The sequence below is a fragment of the Klenkia soli genome, assembly GCF_900103975.1.
Taxonomy (GTDB): Bacteria; Actinomycetota; Actinomycetes; order Mycobacteriales; family Geodermatophilaceae; genus Klenkia; species Klenkia soli.
Window position 1 is genome coordinate 177,541 of record NZ_FNIR01000007.1, and the last position, 20,423, is coordinate 197,963.

General features: G+C 73.9%; 15 protein-coding genes. 5 read left to right on the forward strand and 10 right to left on the reverse strand.

What is annotated here, in order from left to right:
* The first annotated feature begins 26 nt into the window (after positions 1-26).
* The gene (locus BLS67_RS12595; RefSeq protein WP_091245429.1) at positions 27-914 is read left to right on the forward strand and encodes an LON peptidase substrate-binding domain-containing protein; all 888 of its coding nucleotides are present in this window, start codon (positions 27-29) and stop codon (positions 912-914) included.
* On the opposite strand, the gene BLS67_RS12600 is transcribed toward BLS67_RS12595, so the two are convergent.
* The 6 genes from BLS67_RS12600 to lspA all read right to left on the reverse strand — a co-directional run bounded on the left by BLS67_RS12600 (position 907) and on the right by lspA (position 9,331).
* A complete protein-coding gene (locus BLS67_RS12600) occupies positions 907-2,424 on the reverse strand; it encodes an LCP family protein (RefSeq protein WP_091245435.1) in 1,518 nt (505 codons plus the stop codon). The genes BLS67_RS12595 and BLS67_RS12600 overlap by 8 nt on opposite strands.
* A gap of 124 nt (positions 2,425-2,548) precedes the next feature.
* Complete coding sequence (locus BLS67_RS12605; RefSeq protein ID WP_091245441.1) at positions 2,549-3,211, reverse strand: hypothetical protein; 663 nt, start codon at positions 3,209-3,211, stop codon at positions 2,549-2,551.
* A gap of 24 nt (positions 3,212-3,235) precedes the next feature.
* Complete coding sequence (gene dnaE, locus BLS67_RS12610; RefSeq protein WP_242654039.1) at positions 3,236-6,790, reverse strand: DNA polymerase III subunit alpha; 3,555 nt, start codon at positions 6,788-6,790, stop codon at positions 3,236-3,238.
* 123 nt (positions 6,791-6,913) lie between these two features.
* Entirely contained in the window at positions 6,914-7,753 is an 840-nt protein-coding gene (locus tag BLS67_RS12615) for a CPBP family intramembrane glutamic endopeptidase (RefSeq protein ID WP_091245449.1), read from the reverse strand.
* A 16-nt stretch (positions 7,754-7,769) separates the two neighbouring features.
* Positions 7,770-8,702 (reverse strand): RluA family pseudouridine synthase, encoded by a 933-nt coding sequence (locus BLS67_RS12620; RefSeq protein WP_091245452.1) that lies wholly within the window; start codon positions 8,700-8,702, stop codon positions 7,770-7,772.
* 20 nt (positions 8,703-8,722) lie between these two features.
* On the reverse strand, positions 8,723-9,331 hold the full coding sequence (lspA, locus tag BLS67_RS12625; RefSeq protein ID WP_165617569.1) for a signal peptidase II: 609 nt from the start codon (positions 9,329-9,331) through the stop codon (positions 8,723-8,725).
* A gap of 208 nt (positions 9,332-9,539) precedes the next feature.
* Here lspA and BLS67_RS12630 point away from each other — a divergent pair, with 208 nt between their 5' ends.
* Positions 9,540-11,102 (forward strand): malate:quinone oxidoreductase, encoded by a 1,563-nt coding sequence (locus BLS67_RS12630; protein ID WP_242654040.1) that lies wholly within the window; start codon positions 9,540-9,542, stop codon positions 11,100-11,102.
* Positions 11,103-11,124: 22 nt separating this feature from the next.
* On the opposite strand, the gene BLS67_RS12635 is transcribed toward BLS67_RS12630, so the two are convergent.
* Complete coding sequence (locus BLS67_RS12635; protein WP_091245458.1) at positions 11,125-12,084, reverse strand: phytanoyl-CoA dioxygenase family protein; 960 nt, start codon at positions 12,082-12,084, stop codon at positions 11,125-11,127.
* The gene (locus tag BLS67_RS12640) at positions 12,081-12,953 is read right to left on the reverse strand and encodes a class I SAM-dependent methyltransferase (RefSeq protein ID WP_091245461.1); all 873 of its coding nucleotides are present in this window, start codon (positions 12,951-12,953) and stop codon (positions 12,081-12,083) included. The genes BLS67_RS12635 and BLS67_RS12640 overlap by 4 nt, the downstream gene beginning before the upstream one ends.
* Positions 12,954-13,052: 99 nt before the next feature.
* Here BLS67_RS12640 and BLS67_RS12645 point away from each other — a divergent pair, with 99 nt between their 5' ends.
* The gene (locus BLS67_RS12645; RefSeq protein WP_091245462.1) at positions 13,053-13,910 is read left to right on the forward strand and encodes a methyltransferase domain-containing protein; all 858 of its coding nucleotides are present in this window, start codon (positions 13,053-13,055) and stop codon (positions 13,908-13,910) included.
* 2 nt (positions 13,911-13,912) lie between these two features.
* Here BLS67_RS12645 and BLS67_RS12650 read toward each other — a convergent pair whose 3' ends face one another.
* Positions 13,913-15,028: an MFS transporter gene (locus tag BLS67_RS12650; protein ID WP_091245464.1), complete on the reverse strand. Its 1,116-nt coding sequence runs from the start codon at positions 15,026-15,028 to the stop codon at positions 13,913-13,915.
* Between the two features lie 24 nt (positions 15,029-15,052).
* Between BLS67_RS12650 and BLS67_RS12655 the strand changes: the two genes are divergently transcribed.
* A complete protein-coding gene (locus BLS67_RS12655; RefSeq protein WP_091245465.1) occupies positions 15,053-15,604 on the forward strand; it encodes a TetR/AcrR family transcriptional regulator in 552 nt (183 codons plus the stop codon).
* On the opposite strand, the gene BLS67_RS12660 is transcribed toward BLS67_RS12655, so the two are convergent.
* On the reverse strand, positions 15,601-17,112 hold the full coding sequence (locus tag BLS67_RS12660) for a potassium/proton antiporter (protein WP_091245466.1): 1,512 nt from the start codon (positions 17,110-17,112) through the stop codon (positions 15,601-15,603). The two genes, BLS67_RS12655 and BLS67_RS12660, sit on opposite strands and share 4 nt — an antisense overlap.
* A 74-nt stretch (positions 17,113-17,186) precedes the next feature.
* On the opposite strand from BLS67_RS12660, the gene ileS reads away from it, so the two are divergent.
* A complete protein-coding gene (ileS, locus tag BLS67_RS12665) occupies positions 17,187-20,351 on the forward strand; it encodes an isoleucine--tRNA ligase (RefSeq protein WP_091245786.1) in 3,165 nt (1,054 codons plus the stop codon).
* Positions 20,352-20,423 lie beyond the last annotated feature (72 nt).

A 20,423-nucleotide genomic window follows, 5' to 3' on the forward strand; every position in this document is an offset into this window, starting at 1 on the left:
GTCCCCTCCCCCGTAGGGTTCGGCCCGTGGGCGACCTGATCCCGTTGTTCCCGCTGGGGAGCCCCCTGTTCCCCGGCGTCGTGCTGCCGCTGCAGATCTTCGAGCCGCGGTACCGACGGCTGGTCGCGGACCTCGTCGCCCGGCCCGAGGGCAGCGGCCCGCGGTCCTTCGGCGTCGTGGCCATCCGCCAGGGGTGGGAGGTCGAGCGGGTGGCCCCCACCGAGGCGCTGTTCGACGTGGGCTGCACCGCCGTCGTGCGGGCCGTGACGCCGCAGGCCGACGGCGGGTACCGGCTGGTCACCGTCGGGGCCGACCGGTTCCGGCTGCTGGACGTCGTCGTCGGCGACGACCCGCCCTACCTGCAGGCCGAGGTCGAGTGGTTGGGCGAGGAGGAGGCCGCCGAGGAGGCCGCCGGCGACGCCGAGGGCCTCACCGCCACCGAGGGCTCCCCCACCCGCGCCGACGAGGACCTCGCCGCCTCGGTGGCCCAGGGGTCGCTGGACCTGCTGGTCGGCACCGTGTCCCAGCTGTTCTCCCGGTACGTCACCGAGGTGGCCGTGCTGCGCAGCGGCGGCCCGATCGAGGTCGACGACGAGGAGGAGGCCGAGCTGATGGCCGACCTCGGCCTGGACGGCTACGGGGACGGGGCCGACGACGAGCCCACCGACGCGGGGTCCGCCGCGGCCGCGCTGCTGCGCCAGGTGGGGGACGACGCCCGCGGGCTGTCCTACCTGGTGGCCTCTGCGGCGCTGCTCACCACGGACGACCGGCAGGCCCTGCTGGCCGAGTCCGCGACCCGGCGCCGGCTGGCCGCCGAGTCACGCCTGCTGCGGCGGGAGCTGACGCTGCTGCGCGAGCTGGGGGCCGTCCCGGTCCCCCTGCAGCAGTTCGCCACCCCCATGACGCCTAATTGATGCAGCTGGTGTCGGCGGCGGTGCGCTCGGGGTTGACGTAGGAGCCGGGCACCACCGGGTCGCTGGTGGGGGCCGGGGCGGCGGTGACCGGCTGGCCGACACCCGCGAAGTCCTCGCCGAGGGTGAGGGTCACGGTGCCCGCGGCGAGCGTGTCGTCGACGGTCAGCGCGGCACCGGGCACCTGCGCGGCCAGGGTCGCGGCAACGGCGTCGTCACCGGTGCGGTGGGCGATCGTGGTCGTCGCGGTGGGGGTGGCGTTGCCGCCGCTGCTGGCCTCGAACCCGGCGTCGGACAGCGTGGTCGCGGTGGTGGCAGCGGCACCGGCGACGCCGGAGCCGTTGAGCACCGACACGGTCACCTCGGCCGGCGCCTCGGTCGCCGGGGCCGTGGTCGTCGGCGCCGCGGGCTCGGGGTCGGCGGTGAGGTTGGCGAAGAAGTCGGTGAGCACCGACGGGTCGGGCAGCTTCAGCACCGAGCCCCAGCCGTCGGCGTTGCCGTCGGTCAGGCCCGGGATGGTCTGGAAGGTGATGTTGCCCGGCTGCACGTTCTGCATCTGCGTGGCCAGGTCGAAGATGTTCAGCCCCTGGTCCAGGGTCACGCTGGTGCCGACCTGCTGCACGATCTGCTGCTGCTTGGTGGGGTCGAGCAGGGTGTTGGAGGACAGCACGTTGCGCAGCATCCCGGCGATGAACACCTGCTGGCGGGCCACCCGGTCGAAGTCGGAGGTGAGCCCGTGCCGCTGCCGGACGAACAGCAGCGCCTGGCTGCCCGTGAGCGTCTGCGGACCGGCGTCGAAGTGCGCCCCCGTGACCGGGTCGTCGGTCGCCCGGCAGATGTCCACGTCGACCCCGCCGACGATCTGGGTGAGGTTGATGAAGCCCAGCAGGTTGATCTCGGCGTAGTGGTCGATCTGCAACCCCGACAGCGCGCTGATGGTCTGGATCAGCAGCCGGGCGCCCCCGGCCCGCTTGGCGTCCTCGTCGCCGTCGACGTCGTCGTACCCGTCGCTGTAGGCGGAGTTCAGCTTGCCCTTGCCGTGCCCGGGGATGGACACGTACATGTCGCGGGGGAAGGACACGAAGGAGGCGGCGGAGCCGTCGGCCGGGATGTGCACCAGCATCATCGTGTCGGTGTTGTGCAGACCGTCGGGGTCACCGGTGCTGTACTGCTCCACCTGCTCCTCGGTCAGCCCGGCACGGGAGTCCACGCCCACCAGGAGCATGTTCATCTCCTGGCCTGCGTGGGTGTCGCCGTTGACGTCGGAGTTCCCGGTGGTGGGGATGGCGTCGGTGCGGTTCACGCTGGCCTCGGCGACCCGGACCAGGTACCAGCCCCAGCCGCTGCCGGTCACCAGCAGCACGCTGACCACGCCGGCCAGCACCCTCGCGACCAGGGCCACGCGACGTCCGCTCCGCGCACCCGCGGCGTGCCGCGCGGGAGGCCGGCCCAGCCGGGGGTCCAACCGGGCCGGGAGCGGCGTCTGGTCGCCGACGTCGGTCCGGCGGCTCATCGGGCGGCCCGGAGGGGGTCGACCGACGAGGACTGGGGAACGAACCGTGGCTGCACACCACCGAGGGTGACAGCTCGCACGCAGCGGGTGACGGAGCGACGCGGGCGGTGTCCGTACCGTTCCGTCACTCCGGGACCGCCGGTCCCACGAGCCCCGCGGACGGCGACCCGGTCGGGCCCGCGGCCGGCGCCGGCTCCGTCGCCGGGTCACCGCGACCGAGGTCGTCCCGACCGGCCAGCACCGTGGCCACGAGGTAGACCAGCACCGCCGCGAACGGGCCGACGGCCAGCGAGGCCAGCATGTTCAGGTCCAGGGCGGTGGTCACCTGCCGACCGACCGTGGTCAGGTCGGTGCGGGACGGGCCGCGGCCCAGGACGGCGCCCAGCTGCCACGCGGTGAGCGAGGCGGCCAGCATGCCCGCGGCCAGGGAGACCAGGGTGACCACACCGCGCCGACGCACCCGGGTCCAGCCGACCAGGCCGACCAGCAGCCCCAGACCGCCCAGCAGCAGCACGTAGACGCCGTCGTCGCCCATGAACAGCTCGGGGTCGACCAGCCCGCCGCCGGTCACCTCGACGGCGCCGTCGGCGGACGTGACGGTGAAGTCCGCGCGGGGGGCGAGCCAGAGCCACAGCAGCCCGACGCCCAGGCCGACCACCGCCAGGACGAGCACGACGAGCACACCTCCGCGCACGTCGTCCCGGCTGCCGCGCAGCCCGGGGACCCCCGACCGGGTGGCCGGGGGTCGGGGACCGGGCGGCCCGGTCAGGAGGTCAGGGCTGCTCACGGCCGCGATGGAACCACACCAACCTCAGAGGATGGCCACGCTCGTGGGACCCAGCAGCGCCTTGATGTCGCCCATGAGAGCGGTGCTCGGCCGCACGGACAGCCGCTGGTCCAACCGCAGCACGGTCTCGCGCTGGCCGTTGATCAGCTTGAGCTGCACCTCGGTGGTGCCGGGGTGGCTGCCCAGCACCTCGCGCAGCCGCTCGACCACCGGCGGGGTGCACCGGGCCGCGGGCATCGACACCAGCACCGGGCCGCGCGGGCCCTCGGTGAGCTCGGGGATGGTGACCTCGGCGCCGAAGATCGACGGGGTGTCGTCGCGCCGGGAGATGCGGCCCTTGACCACCACGATCTGGTCGCGGGCCACCTTGTCCTGCACCTCGAGCCAGGTCTTGGGGAAGAACAGCACCTCGATGCCGGCCTCGAGGTCCTCGATGGTGGCGATCGCCCAGGGCGCGCCCTGCTTGTTGGTGCGCGGGGAGACCGCGGTGAGGATGCCGGCCACGGTGACGTTGGCGCCGTCCTCGACCCCGCCGGCCAGGATCTCGGCCAGCGAGGTGTCGGCGTGGCTGGTGAGCACGTGCTCGACGCCGTGCAGCGGGTGGTCGGAGACGTAGAGCCCGAGCATGTCGCGCTCGAAGACCAGCCGCTCGGCCTTGGACCAGTCGGCGGTCGGGATCGGGATGTTCAGGGCAGCCGACAGCGGGTCGTCGGCGCCCAGGTCGTCGCCGCCGCCGAAGAGGTCGAACTGGCCCTCGGCCTCGCGCCGCTTGAGCCCCATGGCGGAGTCGACGGCCTGCACGTGGATGGCGGCGATGCCCTGCCGGGAGTGGCCCAGGGAGTCGAACGCCCCGGCCTTGGCCAGGGACTCGATGACCTTCTTGTTGCAGGCCACGGTGTCGATCTTGCGCATGAAGTCGGCGAAGTCGCGGAACGCGCCCTTCTCCTCGCGGGCCCGCCGGATCGAGTCGACGACGTTGTGCCCCACGTTGCGCACCGACGCCAGCCCGAAGCGGATGTCGGTGCCGACGGCGGTGAAGTCCCAGGAGGACTCGTTGACGTCGGGCGGGAGCACCTTGATGCCCATGCGGCGGCACTCGGCCAGGTAGATCGGCCGACGGTCCTTGTCGTCGCCGACGCTGGTGAGCAGTCCGGCCATGTACTCGGCCGGGTAGTTGGCCTTCAGGTAGGCCGTCCAGTAGGAGACCAGGCCGTAGGCCGCCGAGTGCGCCTTGTTGAAGGCGTAGTCGGCGAAGGGCACCAGGATGTCCCAGAGCGTCTTGACCGCGGCGGCGGAGAAGCCGTTGGCCTTCATGCCGGCTTCGAAGCCCACGTACTCGGCGTCCAGCACCGACTTCTTCTTCTTGCCCATCGCCCGGCGCAGCAGGTCGGCCGCGCCCAGGGAGTACCCGGCGACCTTCTGCGCGATCGCCATGACCTGCTCCTGGTAGACGATCAGGCCGTACGTCTGGCCCAGGATCTCCTCGAGCGGCTCGGCCAGCTCGGGGTGGATCGGGACGATCTCCTGCTGCCCGTTCTTGCGCAGGGCGTAGTTGGTGTGCGAGTTCGCGCCCATCGGGCCCGGCCGGTAGAGCGCGCCGACGGCGGAGATGTCCTCGAAGTTGTCCGGGCGCATGAGCCGCAGCAGCGACCGCATCGGGCCGCCGTCGAACTGGAAGACCCCGAGCGTCTCGCCCTTGGCCAGCAGCTCGTAGGTCTTCGGGTCGGTGAGGTCCTTGCTGAGCTCGTCGAGGTCGATGGCGGGCTTGCCGTTGATCTCGATGTTGCGCAGCGCGTCGTCGATGACGGTGAGGTTGCGCAGGCCCAGGAAGTCCATCTTGAGCAGCCCGAGCGTCTCGCACGTGGGGTAGTCGAACTGCGTGATGATCGCGCCGTCGGCCTCGCGGCGCATGATCGGCACGCTGTCGATGAGCGGGTAGCGGCCGATGATGACCCCGGCCGCGTGCACGCCCCACTGGCGCTTCAGGCCCTCGAGCTTGCGGGCCTGGTCGACCACCTCGGCCGCGCCGGGGTCGGACTCGTAGCGGGCCCGGAACTCCGAGGCCTCCTTGTAGCGCGGGTGGGCCGGGTCGAAGACCCCCGTCAGCGGGATGCCCTTGCCCATCACGTCCGGCGGCAGGAGCTTGGTGAGCTCGTCGCCGACGGAGAAGGGCCGGTCGAGCACCCGGCCGGCGTCCTTGATCGCGGCCTTGGCCTTGATCGTGCCGTAGGTGACGATCTGGCTGACCCGTTCCTCGCCGTACTTGTCCGAGACGTAGCGGATGACCTCGCCGCGCCGGCGCTCGTCGAAGTCGATGTCGACGTCGGGCATGGAGACGCGCTCGGGGTTGAGGAACCGCTCGAAGATCAGCCCGTGGGCGAGCGGGTCGAGGTCGGTGATGCCCATCGCGTAGGCGGCCAGGGAGCCCGCGGCCGAACCACGGCCGGGGCCGACCCTGATGCCGTTGTCCTTGGCCCAGTTGATGAAGTCCGCGACCACGAGGAAGTACCCCGGGAAGCCCATCTGGACGATGATCGAGGTCTCGTAGTCGGCCTGCTTGCGCACGTGGTCGGGGATGCCGCCGGGCCAGCGCTTGTGCAGCCCGCGCTCGACCTCCTTGATGAACCAGGAGGTCTCGTCCTCGCCCTCGGGCAGCGGGAACCGGGGCATGAGGTCGGCGCCCTCGGTGAAGGTGACCTCGCACTGCTCGGCGACCAGCAGCGTGTTGTCGCAGGCCTCGGGCATCTCGGTGAACAGCGCACGCATCTCGGCGGCGGACTTCAGGTAGTAGCCGTCGCCGTTGAACCGGAAGCGGTTGGTCTCGTTCAGCCGGGACCCGGTCTGGATGCAGAGCAGGGCGTCGTGGGCGTCGGCGTCCTCGCGGTGGGTGTAGTGCAGGTCGTTGGTGGCCAGCAGCGGGATGCCCAGCTCCTTCGCGATCTCCAGCAGCGCGGGCTTGGTCTGCTTCTCGATCGACAGGCCGTGGTCCATGACCTCGGCGTAGAAGTTCTCCCGCCCGAAGATGTCCTGGAAGTCCGCGGCGGCCTGCCGGGCGCGGTCGACCTTGCCCGCGCGCAGCCACATGTTCACCTCGCCCGAGGGGCACCCGGTGGTGGCGATCAGCCCGGTGCCGTACTGCTCGAGCAGGTCGCGGTCGAAGCGCGGCTTGCGGTACTGGCCCTCGAGGCTGGCCAGCGACGACAGCCGGAACAGGTTGTGCATGCCCTCGGTCGTGCGGGCCAGCAGCGTCATGTGCGTGTAGGCGGCCTTGCCCTTGGACGACGCGCCCTCGCCGTCCTCGTCGGCGATGGCGCCGAACTCGAACGGGGCGCGGTCGAACCGGGACCCGGGTGTGTAGTAGCCCTCCATGCCGATGATCGGCTTCACGCCGGCGGCCGTGGACTGCTTGTAGAAGTCGTAGGCGCCGAAGACGTTGCCGTGGTCGGTCATGGCCAGCGCCGGCATGCCCTCCGCCGCGGCGGCCTTGGTCAGCTCGGGCAACTTGGCCGCGCCGTCGAGCATCGAGTACTCGGTGTGCACGTGCAGGTGCACGAAGTTCTCGCTCGAACCACTGGGCACGGATGCGCTCCTCACAGGTCGGTGGTGCAGGTGCGGTGGTGCTGACCGGCGGGGAAGGCCGTGTGCGGACCGGTGCTGGCGATCGGGGTGACGCGCACCCCCGATCCTCGCACTGCGGGCTGTCTACTCCGAGGGTCCGACAGAGTCGCGCTGGTCTCCCCGCGTGTCCCACCGGGGACGCGCGCCCTGACCGACGGCGGGCAGGGCGGCCGACGGCACCAGCAGGAACCGCAGGTCGACCGCGGCGTGCAGCAGGACCGGCAGCAGCAGGGACCCGGTCTGCAGGTACAGCGCCGCGAACACGCCCCCGAGGACGCCGGTCAGCAGCACCCCGCCCACGCCCTGGTAGGCGTGGGCGGCGCCGAAGGCCACCGCGGCCACCGCCACCAGCCATCCCGAGGCCAGCCCCGGCACCACCGCGGCCACCACGGCCAGGAAGAACCCGCGGTAGAGCCACTCCTCGCAGATCCCGGCCGTCACCCCGACGACGGCGAACAGCCGGCGCTCGGTCGCCGACCGGGGCAGCAGGGCCACCGTCGACTGCACCGCGGGCTCGCTGTGCCGGCCCTCCCCCGGGCGCGGCACCGGCGGCGGGGCGTCGGCCAGGGCGCCCGAGCGCAGCGCCCGGGTGGAGACCACCACGAAGGCCAGCAGGGCGAGGCACGCCAGACCGGTGATCCACCCCGGCCACGCCTTCGGCCAGCGGAGGCCCAGCTGGCCGCCGTCGACGTCCGGGGCGGCCAGGAACACCACCAGCACCAGCGACGACAGGCCCCACTCGAGGATCAGCAGCCGGACGTAGAAGGAGCGGCGGGCCTGCGCGTCGGTGCGCATGCGGTCCTCGAAGCGGCGGTGCAGCACGTGCCCCACGAACGGCTCGCCCACGACCAGGTACGCCGCCACCACGACCGCGGCCAGGGCGGCCGGGCCGAAGTCGGCGAGGGAGTCGGGCAGGCCGGTCACGTGCGGTGGGGCTCCTTCAGGCCTCGTCGCGCAGCCGGCCCAGCGCGCCGGCGAGGTCGGCCGGGTAGGTGCTGGTGAACTCCACCCAGCGGCCGTCGGCCGGGTGCGCGAAGCCCAGCCGCATCGCGTGCAGCCACTGCCGGGAGACCCCCAGCCGGGCGGCCAGGGTGGGGTCGGCCCCGTAGGCCATGTCGCCCACCAGCGGGTGCCGCATCGCCGAGAAGTGCACGCGGATCTGGTGGGTGCGGCCGGTCTCGAGCTTCACGTCGACCAGCGACGCGGCCGGGAATGCCTCGAGGGTGTCGTAGTGGGTGACCGACGGGCGCCCCGTGCTGACCACCGCGAACCGCCAGTCGTGCTTGGGGTGCCGGTCGATGGGGGCGTCGATGGTGCCGCGCGAGGGATCGGGGTGGCCCTGCACCAGCGCGTGGTAGCCCTTGTCGACGGTGCGCTCCTTGAACGCCTGCTTGAGCAGGGTGTAGGCGCGCTCGCTCTTGGCCACCACCATCAGGCCGGTCGTGGCGGCGTCCAGCCGGTGCACGATGCCGCGGCGCTCCTCGGCGCCGCTGGTCGAGATCCGGTAGCCGGCCGCGGCCAGGCCGCCGACGACGGTCGGGCCGTCCCAGCCCGGGCTGCCGTGGGCGGCGACGCCGACGGGCTTGTCGACCACCACGACGTCGTCGTCGTCGTGCACGATGCCCATGCCCACGACCGGCCGGGGCGGGGCGGGCTCGCCGGGCGGTGGCGGGAGCTCGACCTCGAGCCAGCTGCCGGCGGTGAGCCGGTCACCCTTGCCGCGGGCCCGGCCGTCGACGATCACCCGGCCCTCGTCGGCGAGGTCGGCGGCGGCGCCGCGGCTGAGGCCGAACAACCGGGCCAGGGCCTGGTCGACCCGCTGGCCCTCCAGGCCGTCGGGGACCGGGAGCTCGCGGTGCAGGCTGGCGGTCATCCCGCCATTGTGACCGACGATCAGTCGTCGGCCGGCCGCGTCGCCGGGGCGTCGCCGGCCGCGGTGCCGGCGGCGTCGTCGGCGGGCTTGCCGCGCGAGCCGTCGAACTCGATGCCGCGGACGGCGAGCACGGCGCCCAGGATGCCGCCGCAGACGATGGCGGAGTCGGCCACGTTGAAGATCGGCCACACCCGGCCGTAGGGGTCGAACAGGGACAGGAAGTCCACGACCCCGCCGCGCAGGAACCCCGGGTCGCGGAACACCCGATCGGTCAGGTTGCCCACCGCCCCGCCGAGCACGAGGCCCAGCGCGACCGCCCAGCCGGTGCTGAACAGCCGGCGGGCCGCCCGCACGATCACCACGACGACGACCGCCGCGATCAGGCTGAACACCACCGTGGCGCCCTCGGCGAAGGAGAACGCGGCGCCGGTGTTGCGGGCCTCGGTGAGGTACAGCACCCCGCCCAGCAGCCGCAGCGGCTCGCGGTCGGACAGTGTCGCCACCACGACCAGCTTGGTCACCAGGTCCAGGGCCAGGACACCGGCGGCCAGCCCGACCAGCAGGAGGGTGCGCGGCCGCCGGGCGGTGGCCGGCTCGGGCGCGGACGGGCTGGTGGGTTCCTCGGGCACGGGGCGACGGTACCGAGGTGGCTGCGCACCCCGGGTCCTGGCGCGCACCGGGTCACCCCTGCGTGCAGCATGGTGAGGGTCACACCGCCCGGGTGAGGTGCCCGGCACCGGGTGGGACGACCATGGCAGGGACGAGCGGTGATCCCGCTCCCCCCTGAACGCATCGCCGGGCACCGACAGCCCGGGCGAGACCACCAGGAAGGCCCCCGTGACCAGCCCCGCCAGCACCCCCGCGACCAGCACCCCGGGTGAGTACGCCCACCCGGTCATCCCCGACACGTCGCGCCCCGACGTCGTCCTGGTCGGCGGCGGGGTGATGAGCGCGACGCTGGCGGCTCTGCTGGGCATCGTGGCGCCGCACTGGTCGATCACGCTGTTCGAGGCCGGGGACAAGGTCGCCGCCGAGAGCTCCGACGGCTGGAACAACGCCGGCACCGGGCACTCGGCGCTGTGCGAGCTCAACTACACGCCCGCCGGCGCGGACGGCACGGTCGACGCGACCAAGGCCAACCAGATCAACGAGCAGTTCCAGCTGTCCCGGCAGTTCTGGTCGCACCTGGTGCGCACCGGCCTGACCGGCTCGCCCAAGAACTTCATCACCCCGGTGCCGCACATCAGCTTCGTGCACGGCACCGAGGGCCAGGAGTACATGCGGGCCCGGCACGCCGCCCTGACGGCCTCCCCGCTGTTCGCCGAGCTCGAGCTGACCACCTCGCAGGACGAGCTGGCCGGCTGGGTGCCGCTGATGATGGAGGGCCGCGACCCGGCCCAGCCGGTCGCGGCGACCCGGTCGACCGCGGGCACCGACGTCGACTTCGGCTCGCTCACCCGGCTGCTGCTGGACCAGGCGACCAGCCGCGGCGTGGCCGTGCACACCGGCACCAGCGTGCAGGACCTGGAGCGGACGACGGACGGCCGCTGGAAGGTCACCGCCCGGCACCACGCCAGCGGCGAGGAGTTCACCGTCAACGCGGGCTTCGTGTTCGTCGGCGCCGGGGGCGGCGCGCTGCCGCTGCTGCAGCGGGCCGACATCCCCGAGATCAGGGGCTTCGGCGGGTTCCCGGTCTCGGGCCTGTTCCTGCGGTCGACCAACGACGCCCTCGCCGCGCGGCACCAGGCCAAGGTCTACGGCCAGGCCGCCGTCGGCGCGCCCCCGATGTCGGTGCCGCACCTCGACCTGCGGCTGATCGACGGCCAGCAGTCCCTGCTGTTCGGCCCCTACGCCGGGTTCTCGCCCAAGTTCCTGAAGTCCGGCTCCTGGCTGGACCTCCCCCGGTCGGTACGCCTGGGCAACATCGGCTCGATGCTCGGTGTCGCCCGCACCCAGACCGCGCTCACCCGCTACCTGGTCGGCCAGGTGCTGCAGCGCCCCTCCGACCGGCTCGAGGCGCTCGAGGAGTTCGTGCCCACGGCCGAGGGCGACGACTGGGAGATGATCCACGCCGGCCAGCGCGTGCAGGTCATCAAGCAGGACGCGAAGGGCCGCGGCGTCCTGCAGTTCGGCACCGAGCTGATCGTCGGCGGCGGGGGCACCATCGCCGGCCTGCTCGGCGCCTCCCCCGGCGCCTCGACCGCGGTGGCCGCGATGCTCGACCTGCTGCGCCGGGCCTTCCCCGACCAGCACGCCGACTGGGAGCCGCTCCTGCGCGAGGCGATCCCCTCCTACGGCCGCACGCTGGCCGACGACCCGGCGCTGTTCGCCGAGGTCCGCGAGGAGACCACCCGCACGCTGGAGCTCACCGGCCCGGTCGAGCTGGCCGGCGCCCGCTGAGGCGGGCGCCGGCTCACCGGCGTCAGCTGACGACGGGGTTCAGCGGGGTGTCGATCACCTCGCCGGGCTGCGCCCCGGGGAGGAACTGCTGCCACTGGCCCGACACCAGGGTCGGCGAGGGCACCACCGCGGCGCCGTCGGCGAAGTAGGTGGTGGCCAGCACCATCCGCGGTGCCGTCGTCCGGTTCGGGCCCGCGGTGTGGAAGCACAGGCTGGAGTGCACCGAGATCTCCCCCAGCTCGAACGGCCCGTCCTCGACCGACACCCCGGCCTCGGCGAACGCCCGGGAGACCGTGCGGTCGTAGCTGGCGTCCTCGGTGGAGAACGACACGTCGTCCACCAGCCGGTGCAGGTCGACCCCGCGGGCGAAGGACAACGGGCCCATCTCGCGGGGCGTGTGCTGCAGCGGCATCCACACCGTGGCGACCGCCTGGCTGTCGATCGGGAAGTGGTGGTCGTCGAAGTGCCACGGCGTCCGGCCGCACGCGGGCTCCTTGGCCAGCACGTTGTCGTGGTAGACCCGCACGTCCTCGACGGCGAGCAGGTCGGCGACGATCCGGCCCAGCCGGCGGCTGAGCACGAAGGCGGCGATCTCCGCGGAGTGCGTCCACATCAGCTCGTCGCTGGTGAACCGGCCCTCCGGCCGGTCGCGGCCGGCCGCCGCCAGGTGCTCGACCAGCAGTCGCCGCAGCCGGCTGACCGCGGCCGGCGGGAGCACCGCGGGCAGCTTGACGAAGCCGTCGCGGGCGAAGGACTCCCGCTGCTCTGCCGTCACCGGGTAGACCTCGGCCAGTAGGGCGTCGAGCTCGGCGGCGGAGGGCTCGGGCAGCTGGTCCGGCTCCTCGACCTCGGTCAGCGGGCCCTGGTCGCCGCCGTTGTCGGCCAGCGTCAGGTACCAGTCCCACCACTCGTTGTTGTCACCGGTCCAGGCGGTGTCCAGCCCGTCGCGCGCGGCGTGGGACTGGGAGACGTTGCCGCTCACGCGTGCCGCACCGAGATCAGCGCGACCTGGTGGTCGAAGACCCAGCGGCCGTCCTCGGCGCAGGAGGCCAGGTAGCCACCCACGACGGGGTCGGCGAGCATCTGGTCCAGGGACACCGAGTCGTCGAAGACGCAGCGCTGCAGGAAGCCCTCGGCGGTGTCCCGGTCGTCCTGGGCGACCGACGTCCGGTAGGTCAGCAGCTCCTCGGCCACCGTGACCGGCAGCGCGTCCAGGGCGACGCGGACCTCCTCGGCTGCGGTGTAGGGCACCCGGACGCCGTCCGGGTCGAAGGAGCGCCGGAAGGCCTCGTCGACGACGAGGTAGTGGGAGGCGGCGGTGGCCTGCGCGACCACCCCCAGCCCGCCCGGGGCGATGGCCTCGACGAACCGGGCCATCCCGGCGTCGAGCACGTCGGGCGCCAGGGCGTACAGGCCGTGGGTGCTCCAGACCAGGTCCCAGCCACCGGGCCGGACGACGAGGTCCTCCACGGTGCACTCGTGGTCGGCCGCGCCGACGAAGGGCGGGGCCAGGGTGCCGCGGGCCTCGTCCAGGCTGAACCGCGACGGGTCCAGCAGGTCGGTCTCGACCACGAGCTCACCGGCCAGCGCGGCGACGTCGGGGGTGGCCAGCAGCGCGGTGGGGAACTTGCCGCTGCCGCAGGCGACGTCCAGCAGGGTCAGGCGGTCCCCGCCGGCGGCCAGGTCGCGGAACGTGCCGGCCCAGTCCCGGGCGGCGGCCAGCTGCCGGTAGTCCTCGGTGGCCAGGGCGTAGAAGGCCTCCATGCCGCGGCGGCCGGCCTCGGACCAGTGCGCCAGGCTCGCCGCCGACGTCGCCGAGCTGGGGGTGGGTGGGCTGCTGGTGGGGTGCACAGGTGCAGCCTGCGCCCCGTCCCGGACCGCCGTCCACCCGGGTCGTCACCGAGCATTTCCGCAGCTCGCTGCACACCGGGGTGTGGTTGAGTCGAGGCGGTGACCACCAGCACGGCACCGCTGGACCTGCTGCGCGGCACCCTCGCCCGGCGACCGGCCCTGCCCCCCTTGACCCCCACTGCCTACGCCCGCGCGCACGCCACCTACGAGGCGCACAGCGACCAGCGCGCGCTGCTGACCACCTGGCTGGCCAGCACGGTGGCCGACCGGCTCCCCGGGGCGGCGGCCCGCACCGTGCTCAGCGTGGGGCCGGGCGACGGCAGCGTCGACGCCCCGCTGGCCAGCTCCCTGGTCGGCGGGCGTGGACCGCTGCGCTGGGTGGTCGCCGAGCCCGACCCGGTGGTGGGCGAGCGCTGCCGGGCCCGGCTGGCACAGGCCGTCGGCCCGGCCGGCAGCGTCGTGCTGCACGCCGGCCCCTTCGACACCGTGGGCGAGACCGTCGGCGCCGAGCAGGTGGACCTGGTGCTGGCCGTGCACTCCCTGTACTACGTGCCCGACCTGGCGGTGGCCGTGGCCGCCGCCGCGGCCCGGCTGGTGCCGGGTGCCGCTCTGGTGGTGCTGCTCGCCCCGCTGGAGGCGCTGTGCCTGCTCACCGAGGCCGTCGACCCGGCCAGCCACCGCTGGTGGAGCGGTGACCTCCCCGACGCGCTCGCGGCCGCCGGGCTGCGCGGGTCGGCCGTCCGGCTGCCCGGCCGGCTGGACACCACCGACTGCTTCGACCCCGGGTCACCGACCGGTCGTGAGGTGCTGGACTTCCTGGTGGGGGCCGACTGCGCGGACCTGGACGACGTCGCCCGCGGCGTGCTGCTGGACGCCCTGGCCGACATCGGCACCCGGGACGGCGACCGCTGGTCCGTGCCGCACCCGGTCGACGCCGTGGTGGCCACCCGGGTCTGACCTCACCGGCCGACCGGCGCCGGCGGCAGCACCCCGACCAGGGTCACCGCGGCGGCGAGCCCGAACGCCGGCAGCACACCGGCGCCCAGCACCGCCGAGGACAGCGGGGCACCCACGGCCTGCCCGAGCAGCAGGGCCACGAAGAACGCGGAGACGGCCGGCCCGGGGGTGCACGAGACCTGCCCGGCCCAGGCGATGAGCACCGTCGTCCCCACCGTGAACCCCAGCCCGAACGCCGCCGCGGCCAGGAACGGCACCGGACCCACCGGCGGGACGGCGAGCCCGACCACCCCCGCGGCGGTGAGCCCGAGCGCGGCCGCCCGGGCCCGCCGCAGCCCGGCCCGCAGCCAGCGGGGTGCGACCACCGCGGCCCCCGTGGCGCCGACGCCCAGGGCCAGCCAGACCCACACCGCCGTGGCCTCGGCGAGGCCGGCGGCCTGCAGCACGGTCCGGCCGTGGGTCCAGACGGCGGCACTGCCCGCACCGAGCAGGAACGCAGCGCTCAGCGGGGCCAGCCATCGTCTGCCGGCGTCCACCGGAACCGCGGTACCGCGGGTCCCCGCCCCGTGCGGGGCCAGCACCAGCACGGCCACCGTGACGGCGGCGGTCGCGGTCGCCGCCACCCACCACGCCGTCTGCCACCGGTCGCCCAGCAGCAGCGCGAGCAGCGCCGCCGCCACGAGGCCCGGCCCGGTGCCGGCGTTGACCAGGGCCTGCGCGCCGTCCTGACCCGGGCCGGGCACCGCGCGCCGGACCAGCACGACCAGGCCCGGCGAGGCCGCCCCGGCCCCCGCGCTCCCCAGCACCACGGCGACGGAGAAGACCGCGGCCGACCCCGCCGTCCAGACCCCCAGGGCGCCGACGGCGGCTACCGTCCCGGCCCCGGCCACCACCGTCCGGGGCCACCGCTCGCAGGCGACGAACGCCAGGCCCGCGGCCACGCAGTAGGCCACCGAGGTGGCCCCGGACACCGCGCCGACGGCGCCCGTGGACAGGCCGAGGTCGCGCTGGGCGTCGGGTGCGGCCAGCCCGTAGGCGTAGCGGACCAGGCCGTAGGTGCAGGCGATGAGTGCGGTGCCGGCGAGCACCAGGGCAGCAGGACGTAACGGTCGTTTCATCGAAACGGACGTTACAGTGGATCCGTGACCCCGCGACCCGACGCCCGCCGACGCCTGCTGGACGCCGCCGACGAGCTGTTCGCGGTCCAGGGCTGCGCCGCCACCCCGGTGGACCAGGTGCTGACCCGCGCCGGGGTGGCCCCTGCGACGCTCTACGCCCACTTCGGCAGCAAGACCGGGCTGCAGGCCGCCGTCCTGGACGCCCGGCTGGCCCGCTGGGACACCACCTGGGCCGCGGCGGTCGACGCCGCGCCGGACGACCGGGGCCGTCTGCTGGCGGTGTTCGACGCGTTGGCGGAGTTCGCCCGCGGCGAGGCGGCGTCCCGGTGGTGCGCGTTCCTGGACGCCGCCGCCGGCGCCCCCGCCGACGACCCCACCGCCACGGCGGCGATCACCGCGGACACCGCCCTGCTGCGCGCGCGGCTGACCGAGCTGGCCGGACCGGTGGCCGGGGACCGGGCGGCCGAGCTGGCCGAGCAGCTGCTGGTGGTGGTCAGCGGCACCCTCGCGATGCACCTGCGGCCCGGCGGGTCCCTGGCCACCGGCCGGGCCACCGCGGAAGCGCTGCTGCGTTAGTCGATCTCCGTGGGCTCCCCGGCCTCGCCGCGCCAGCCGGCCAACCGGCCGGCGCGGCTGACCGCCCGCAGTCGGCGCTCGGCCTCGGCGCGGGAGCCGCGGGCCGAGACCAGCAGGGCCTGGTCCCCGCGCATCAACCGGGTCTCCGGGCCGGGCACGAACGGTTTGCCGTCCCGCACGACGAGGACGACGGCGGCGTCCTCGGGCAACCGCAGCTCGGGCAGGTAGACCCCGTGCAGGCGCGAGCCCTGCGGCACGGTCAGCTGCATGAGCTCGGCGCCGAGCTCGTCCAGCGGAGCGGACTCGACGTCGATGTCGCGCGGCGTGATCGGGGTGGCGATGCGCAGCAGCCGGGCCACCGCCGGCAGCGACCCGCCCTGCACCACGGTGAAGACGACGACCAGCACGAAGACGATGTCGAACACCCGGGTGGCCCCGGGCACCGACGCCGCGATCGGGAAGGTGGCCAGCACGATGGGCACCGCCCCGCGCAACCCGGCCCACGAGATGAACGCCTGCTGCGCCCACGGGACCTTGAACCAGGCCAGGCTGGCCACCACCGACAGCGGCCGGGCCACCAGCAGCAGCGCCAGGCCCACCAGCAGGGCCTGCGGCACGGCCTCGAGCAGCCGGTCCGGGCTGGCCAGCAGGCCCAGCAGCACGAACAGGCCGATCTGGGCGAGGCTGGCCATGCCCTCGGCGAACCCGATGGTGCCGGCGCGGTGCGGCAGCGGGGCGTTGCCCAGCACCAACCCGCAGAGGTACACCGCGACGAAGCCCGAGGTGTGCACCAGGTCGGCGGCGGCGAAGGCCAGCACGCACAGCGCCAGGGTGGCCAGCGGGTAGAAGCCGGCCAGCGGCAGCGCGGCCCGGCGCAGCAGCCAGGCCCCGCCGAACCCGATGGCCACGCCGATGACGGAGCCGCCGGCCAGCTCGCCGAGCACCTCGACCAGGGTGATCCACCAGGCGGCGGTCTCCCCGCCGACCAGCCGCTCGCTCAGCACGAGCACCAGCAGGATGACCGGGGCGTCGTTCAGCCCGGACTCCATCTCCAGCGCCGCGGCCATCCGCCGGGGCAGCGGCAGCCGGCGGAGCGTCGCGAAGACCGCCGCGGCGTCGGTGGAGCTGACGACGGCGCCCAGCAGCAGGGCGAAGGTCCAGGAGAAGTCGAGCAGCCAGACCGCCACGGCCGCCGTGACCACGATGGACACCACGACGCCCACCGTGGCCAGGGTCAGCCCGGGCCCCACCGCCCGCCGGACGTCGGACCACCGGGTGGTCAGACCGCCCTCGGCCAGGATCACCACCAGCGCCGCGACACCGAGGGTCTGGGTGAGCTCGACGTCCTCGAACTGGACGCCGGCACCGCTCTCGCCCAGCGCCACGCCGAGGGCCAGGTAGATCAGCAGGGCCGGCAGCCCGAGCTTGTCCGACAGACGCAGGGCGAGCGCCGCGGTGAGGACGACGAGGGCGCCGACGGCGAGCGCGATGGTCACCGTCGTCGACATCTGCCCCCCGTCACCCCCGCAGTGTCCCGCACCCAGGTGTCGGGCCGGTGACGCCGTCGCACCCCCCTGGGATGATGGCGGGCGTGAGCAGCCCCACCTCCCCGTTCCGCCCCCTCCCCGCCCAGGTGGACCTCCCGGCCCTCGAGCACGAGGTGCTCGACCAGTGGGCCGCCGACGAGGTCTTCGCGCGGTCTCTGGAGGCCTCCGCGGGCCGTCCGCAGTGGACCTTCTACGAGGGCCCCCCGACCGCCAACGGCCGGCCGGGCACCCACCACATCGAGGCCCGCGCGTTCAAGGACGTCTTCCCCCGCTTCAAGACCATGCAGGGCTTCTCGGTCCCCCGCCGCGCCGGCTGGGACTGCCACGGGCTGCCGGTCGAGATCGCGGTCGAGAAGGAGCTCGGCTTCAGCGGCAAGCCCGACATCGAGGCCTACGGCATCGCCGAGTTCAACGCCCGCTGCCGGGAGTCGGTCGAGCGGCACGTCGCCGACTTCAGCGAGCTCACCGACCGCATGGGCTACTGGGTCGACCTGTCCACTGCCTACTGGACGATGAACCCGGAGTACGTCGAGAGCGTCTGGTGGTCGCTGAAGACGATCTTCGACAAGGGCCTGCTGACCGAGGACCACCGGGTTGCCCCCTACTGCCCGCGCTGCGGCACCGGCCTGTCCGACCACGAGGTGGCCCAGGGCTACGAGACGGTCACCGACCCCTCGGTCTACGTGTCGCTGCCGGTCACCAGCGGCGAGTGGGCCGGCAAGGCCGACCTGCTGGTCTGGACGACGACCCCCTGGACGCTGCCGTCGAACACCGCGGTCGCGGTCAACCCCGACGTGACCTACCTGGTCGTGCGGGCCGACCACGCGGGCACCGAGCGCACCGTCGTCGTCGCCGAGCCGCTGGTGGCCGCCGTCCTCGGGGCCGACGTGCCCTACGAGGTGCTGGCCACCACCACCGGTCGCGACTGGGAGCGGGTCACCTACCAGCGCCCGTTCGAGCTGGTCGAGTTCCCCGCCCCGGCCCACTTCGTGCTGCTGGCCGACTACGTCACCACCGACTCGGGCACCGGTCTGGTGCACCAGTCCCCCGCCTTCGGCGCCGAGGACCTCGCCGTCTGCCGCGCCTACGGCCTCCCGGTCGTCGTCCCGGTCGACGCCACCGGGCACTTCGCCGCCGACGTCCCCCTGGTGGGCGGGCACTTCTTCAAGGCCGCCGACCCGACGCTGGTGCAGGACATGGCCGACCGCGGCGTGCTGTGGCGCGAGCAGCGCTACGAGCACCCGTACCCGCACTGCTGGCGCTGCCACACGCCGCTGATGTACTACGCCCAGCCCTCCTGGTACATCCGCACCAGCGCGGTGAAGGACCAGCTGCTGGCCGAGAACGAGGCCACCCGCTGGCACCCCGAGAACGTGCAGTGGGGCCGCTACGGCGACTGGCTGAACAACAACGTCGACTGGGCGCTCTCGCGCGACCGGTACTGGGGCACCCCGCTGCCCATCTGGCGCAACGAGCTCGACCCGGCGAACCTCGTCGCCGTCGGCTCGCTGGCCGAGCTCTCGGAGCTGACCGGGCGCGACCTCGCCGACCTCGACCCGCACCGGCCCTTCATCGACGACGTGACCTTCACCCTGCCCGGGGTCGAGGGCGAGTTCCGCCGGCTCCGCCAGGTCATCGACGCCTGGTACGACTCGGGCTCCATGCCCTTCGCCCAGTGGGGCGCCCCGCACCGCAACCAGGAGCAGTTCGAGGCCGCCTACCCGGCGCAGTTCATCGCCGAGGCGATCGACCAGACCCGCGGCTGGTTCTACACGCTCATGGCCGTGGGCACCCTGGTGTTCGGCAAGTCCTCCTACGAGGACGTGCTGTGCCTGGGCCACATCCTGGCCGAGGACGGCCGGAAGATGAGCAAGCACCTGGGCAACATCATCGAGCCCATCCCGCTGATGGACCGGCACGGCGCCGACGCCGTCCGCTGGTTCATGCTCGCCGGCGGCTCGCCGTGGCAGGCCCGGCGGGTCGGCCACGAGACGCTGTCCGAGGTCGTGCGCAAGGTGCTGCTGACCTACTGGAACACCGCGTCGTTCTTCACCCTGTACGCCTCGACCAACGGGTGGGACCCCGCCACGACCCCGGCTCCCCCGGCGGCCGACCGGCCGCTGCTGGACCGCTGGGCGCTGGCGTCGCTGGCCACCGTCACCGCGGGCGTCACCGACGCCCTGGAGGCCTTCGACACCCAGACGGCAGGCCGGCTGCTCGCGCAGTTCGTCGACGACCTGTCCAACTGGTACGTCCGCCGCTCCCGCCGCCGCTTCTGGGACGGCGACCCGGCCGCGCTGGGCACCCTCCACGAGGTGCTCGACGGCCTGACCCGCCTCATGGCGCCGTTCACCCCGTTCGTCACCGAGCGGGTGTGGCACGAGGTGGTCGCGCCCGGGCTCGTGGACGCGCCGGACTCCGTGCACCTGGCCTCGTGGCCGGCGGTCGACGAGGACGCCCGCGACGACGAGCTGGTCGCGCAGATGGACGTCGTCCGTCGGCTGGTCGAGCTGGGCCGGTCGGCCCGCACGGCGTCCAAGGTGCGCACCCGCCAGCCGCTGGCCCGCGCCCTGGTCGCCGCACCGGGGTGGGCCGAGCTGCCCCGCGACCTGGTGGCCGAGGTGGCCGAGGAGCTCAACGTGGTCGCCCTGGCCCCCGTCGCCGAGGCCGGCGGCGACCTGGTGGACGTCGGCGTCAAGGTCGACTTCCGCTCGGTTGGCCGCCGCATGGGCAAGCAGGTGCAGGCCGTCGCGCAGGCCGTCGCCGCCCGCGACGCGGCTGCACTGGTGGCCGACTACCGGGCCGGGACGGCGACCGTGGTCGTCGACGGCGCGGACGTGCCGCTGGTCGAGGGCGACCTGGTGATCACCGAGACCCCGCGCGAGGGCTGGACCGTGGCCTCGGGCGGTGGTCTGACCGTGGCGCTGGACCTCACCCTGACCCCGGAGCTCGAGCGTGCCGGGCTCGTGCGCGAGGTGGTCCGCCTGGTGCAGGACGCCCGCAAGGCCGCCGGGTTCGAGGTCAGCGACCGGATCCAGCTGTGGTGGACCGCCGACGGCCAGCTGGCCCAGGCCCTCATCGAGGCCCAGGACGCCCTGGCCGCCGAGGTGCTGGCCACGACCGTGCACGCCGACGCCCCCGGCAGCGGTGACGGCACCGAGGCCCCGGCCGGCGGCCGCGTCTGGGTCGCCCTCGCCTGACCCGCCCGGCGCAGCATGGATCAGGGGCCCTGATCGAACTCCGTCCTCCTCCGGCAGATCTGGTGGAGGAGG

Bases quoted from the DNA above. Each gene is read 5' to 3' on its own strand.
- BLS67_RS12650 (WP_091245464.1), bottom strand. From the start codon at position 15,028: ATGAAACGACCGTTACGTCCTGCTGCCCTGGTGCTCGCCGGCACCGCA.
- ileS (WP_091245786.1), top strand. From the start codon at position 17,187: ATGGCGGGCGTGAGCAGCCCCACCTCCCCGTTCCGCCCCCTCCCCGCC.
- BLS67_RS12620 (WP_091245452.1), bottom strand. From the start codon at position 8,702: ATGACCGCCAGCCTGCACCGCGAGCTCCCGGTCCCCGACGGCCTGGAG.
- BLS67_RS12600 (WP_091245435.1), bottom strand. From the start codon at position 2,424: ATGAGCCGCCGGACCGACGTCGGCGACCAGACGCCGCTCCCGGCCCGG.
- BLS67_RS12660 (WP_091245466.1), bottom strand. From the start codon at position 17,112: ATGTCGACGACGGTGACCATCGCGCTCGCCGTCGGCGCCCTCGTCGTC.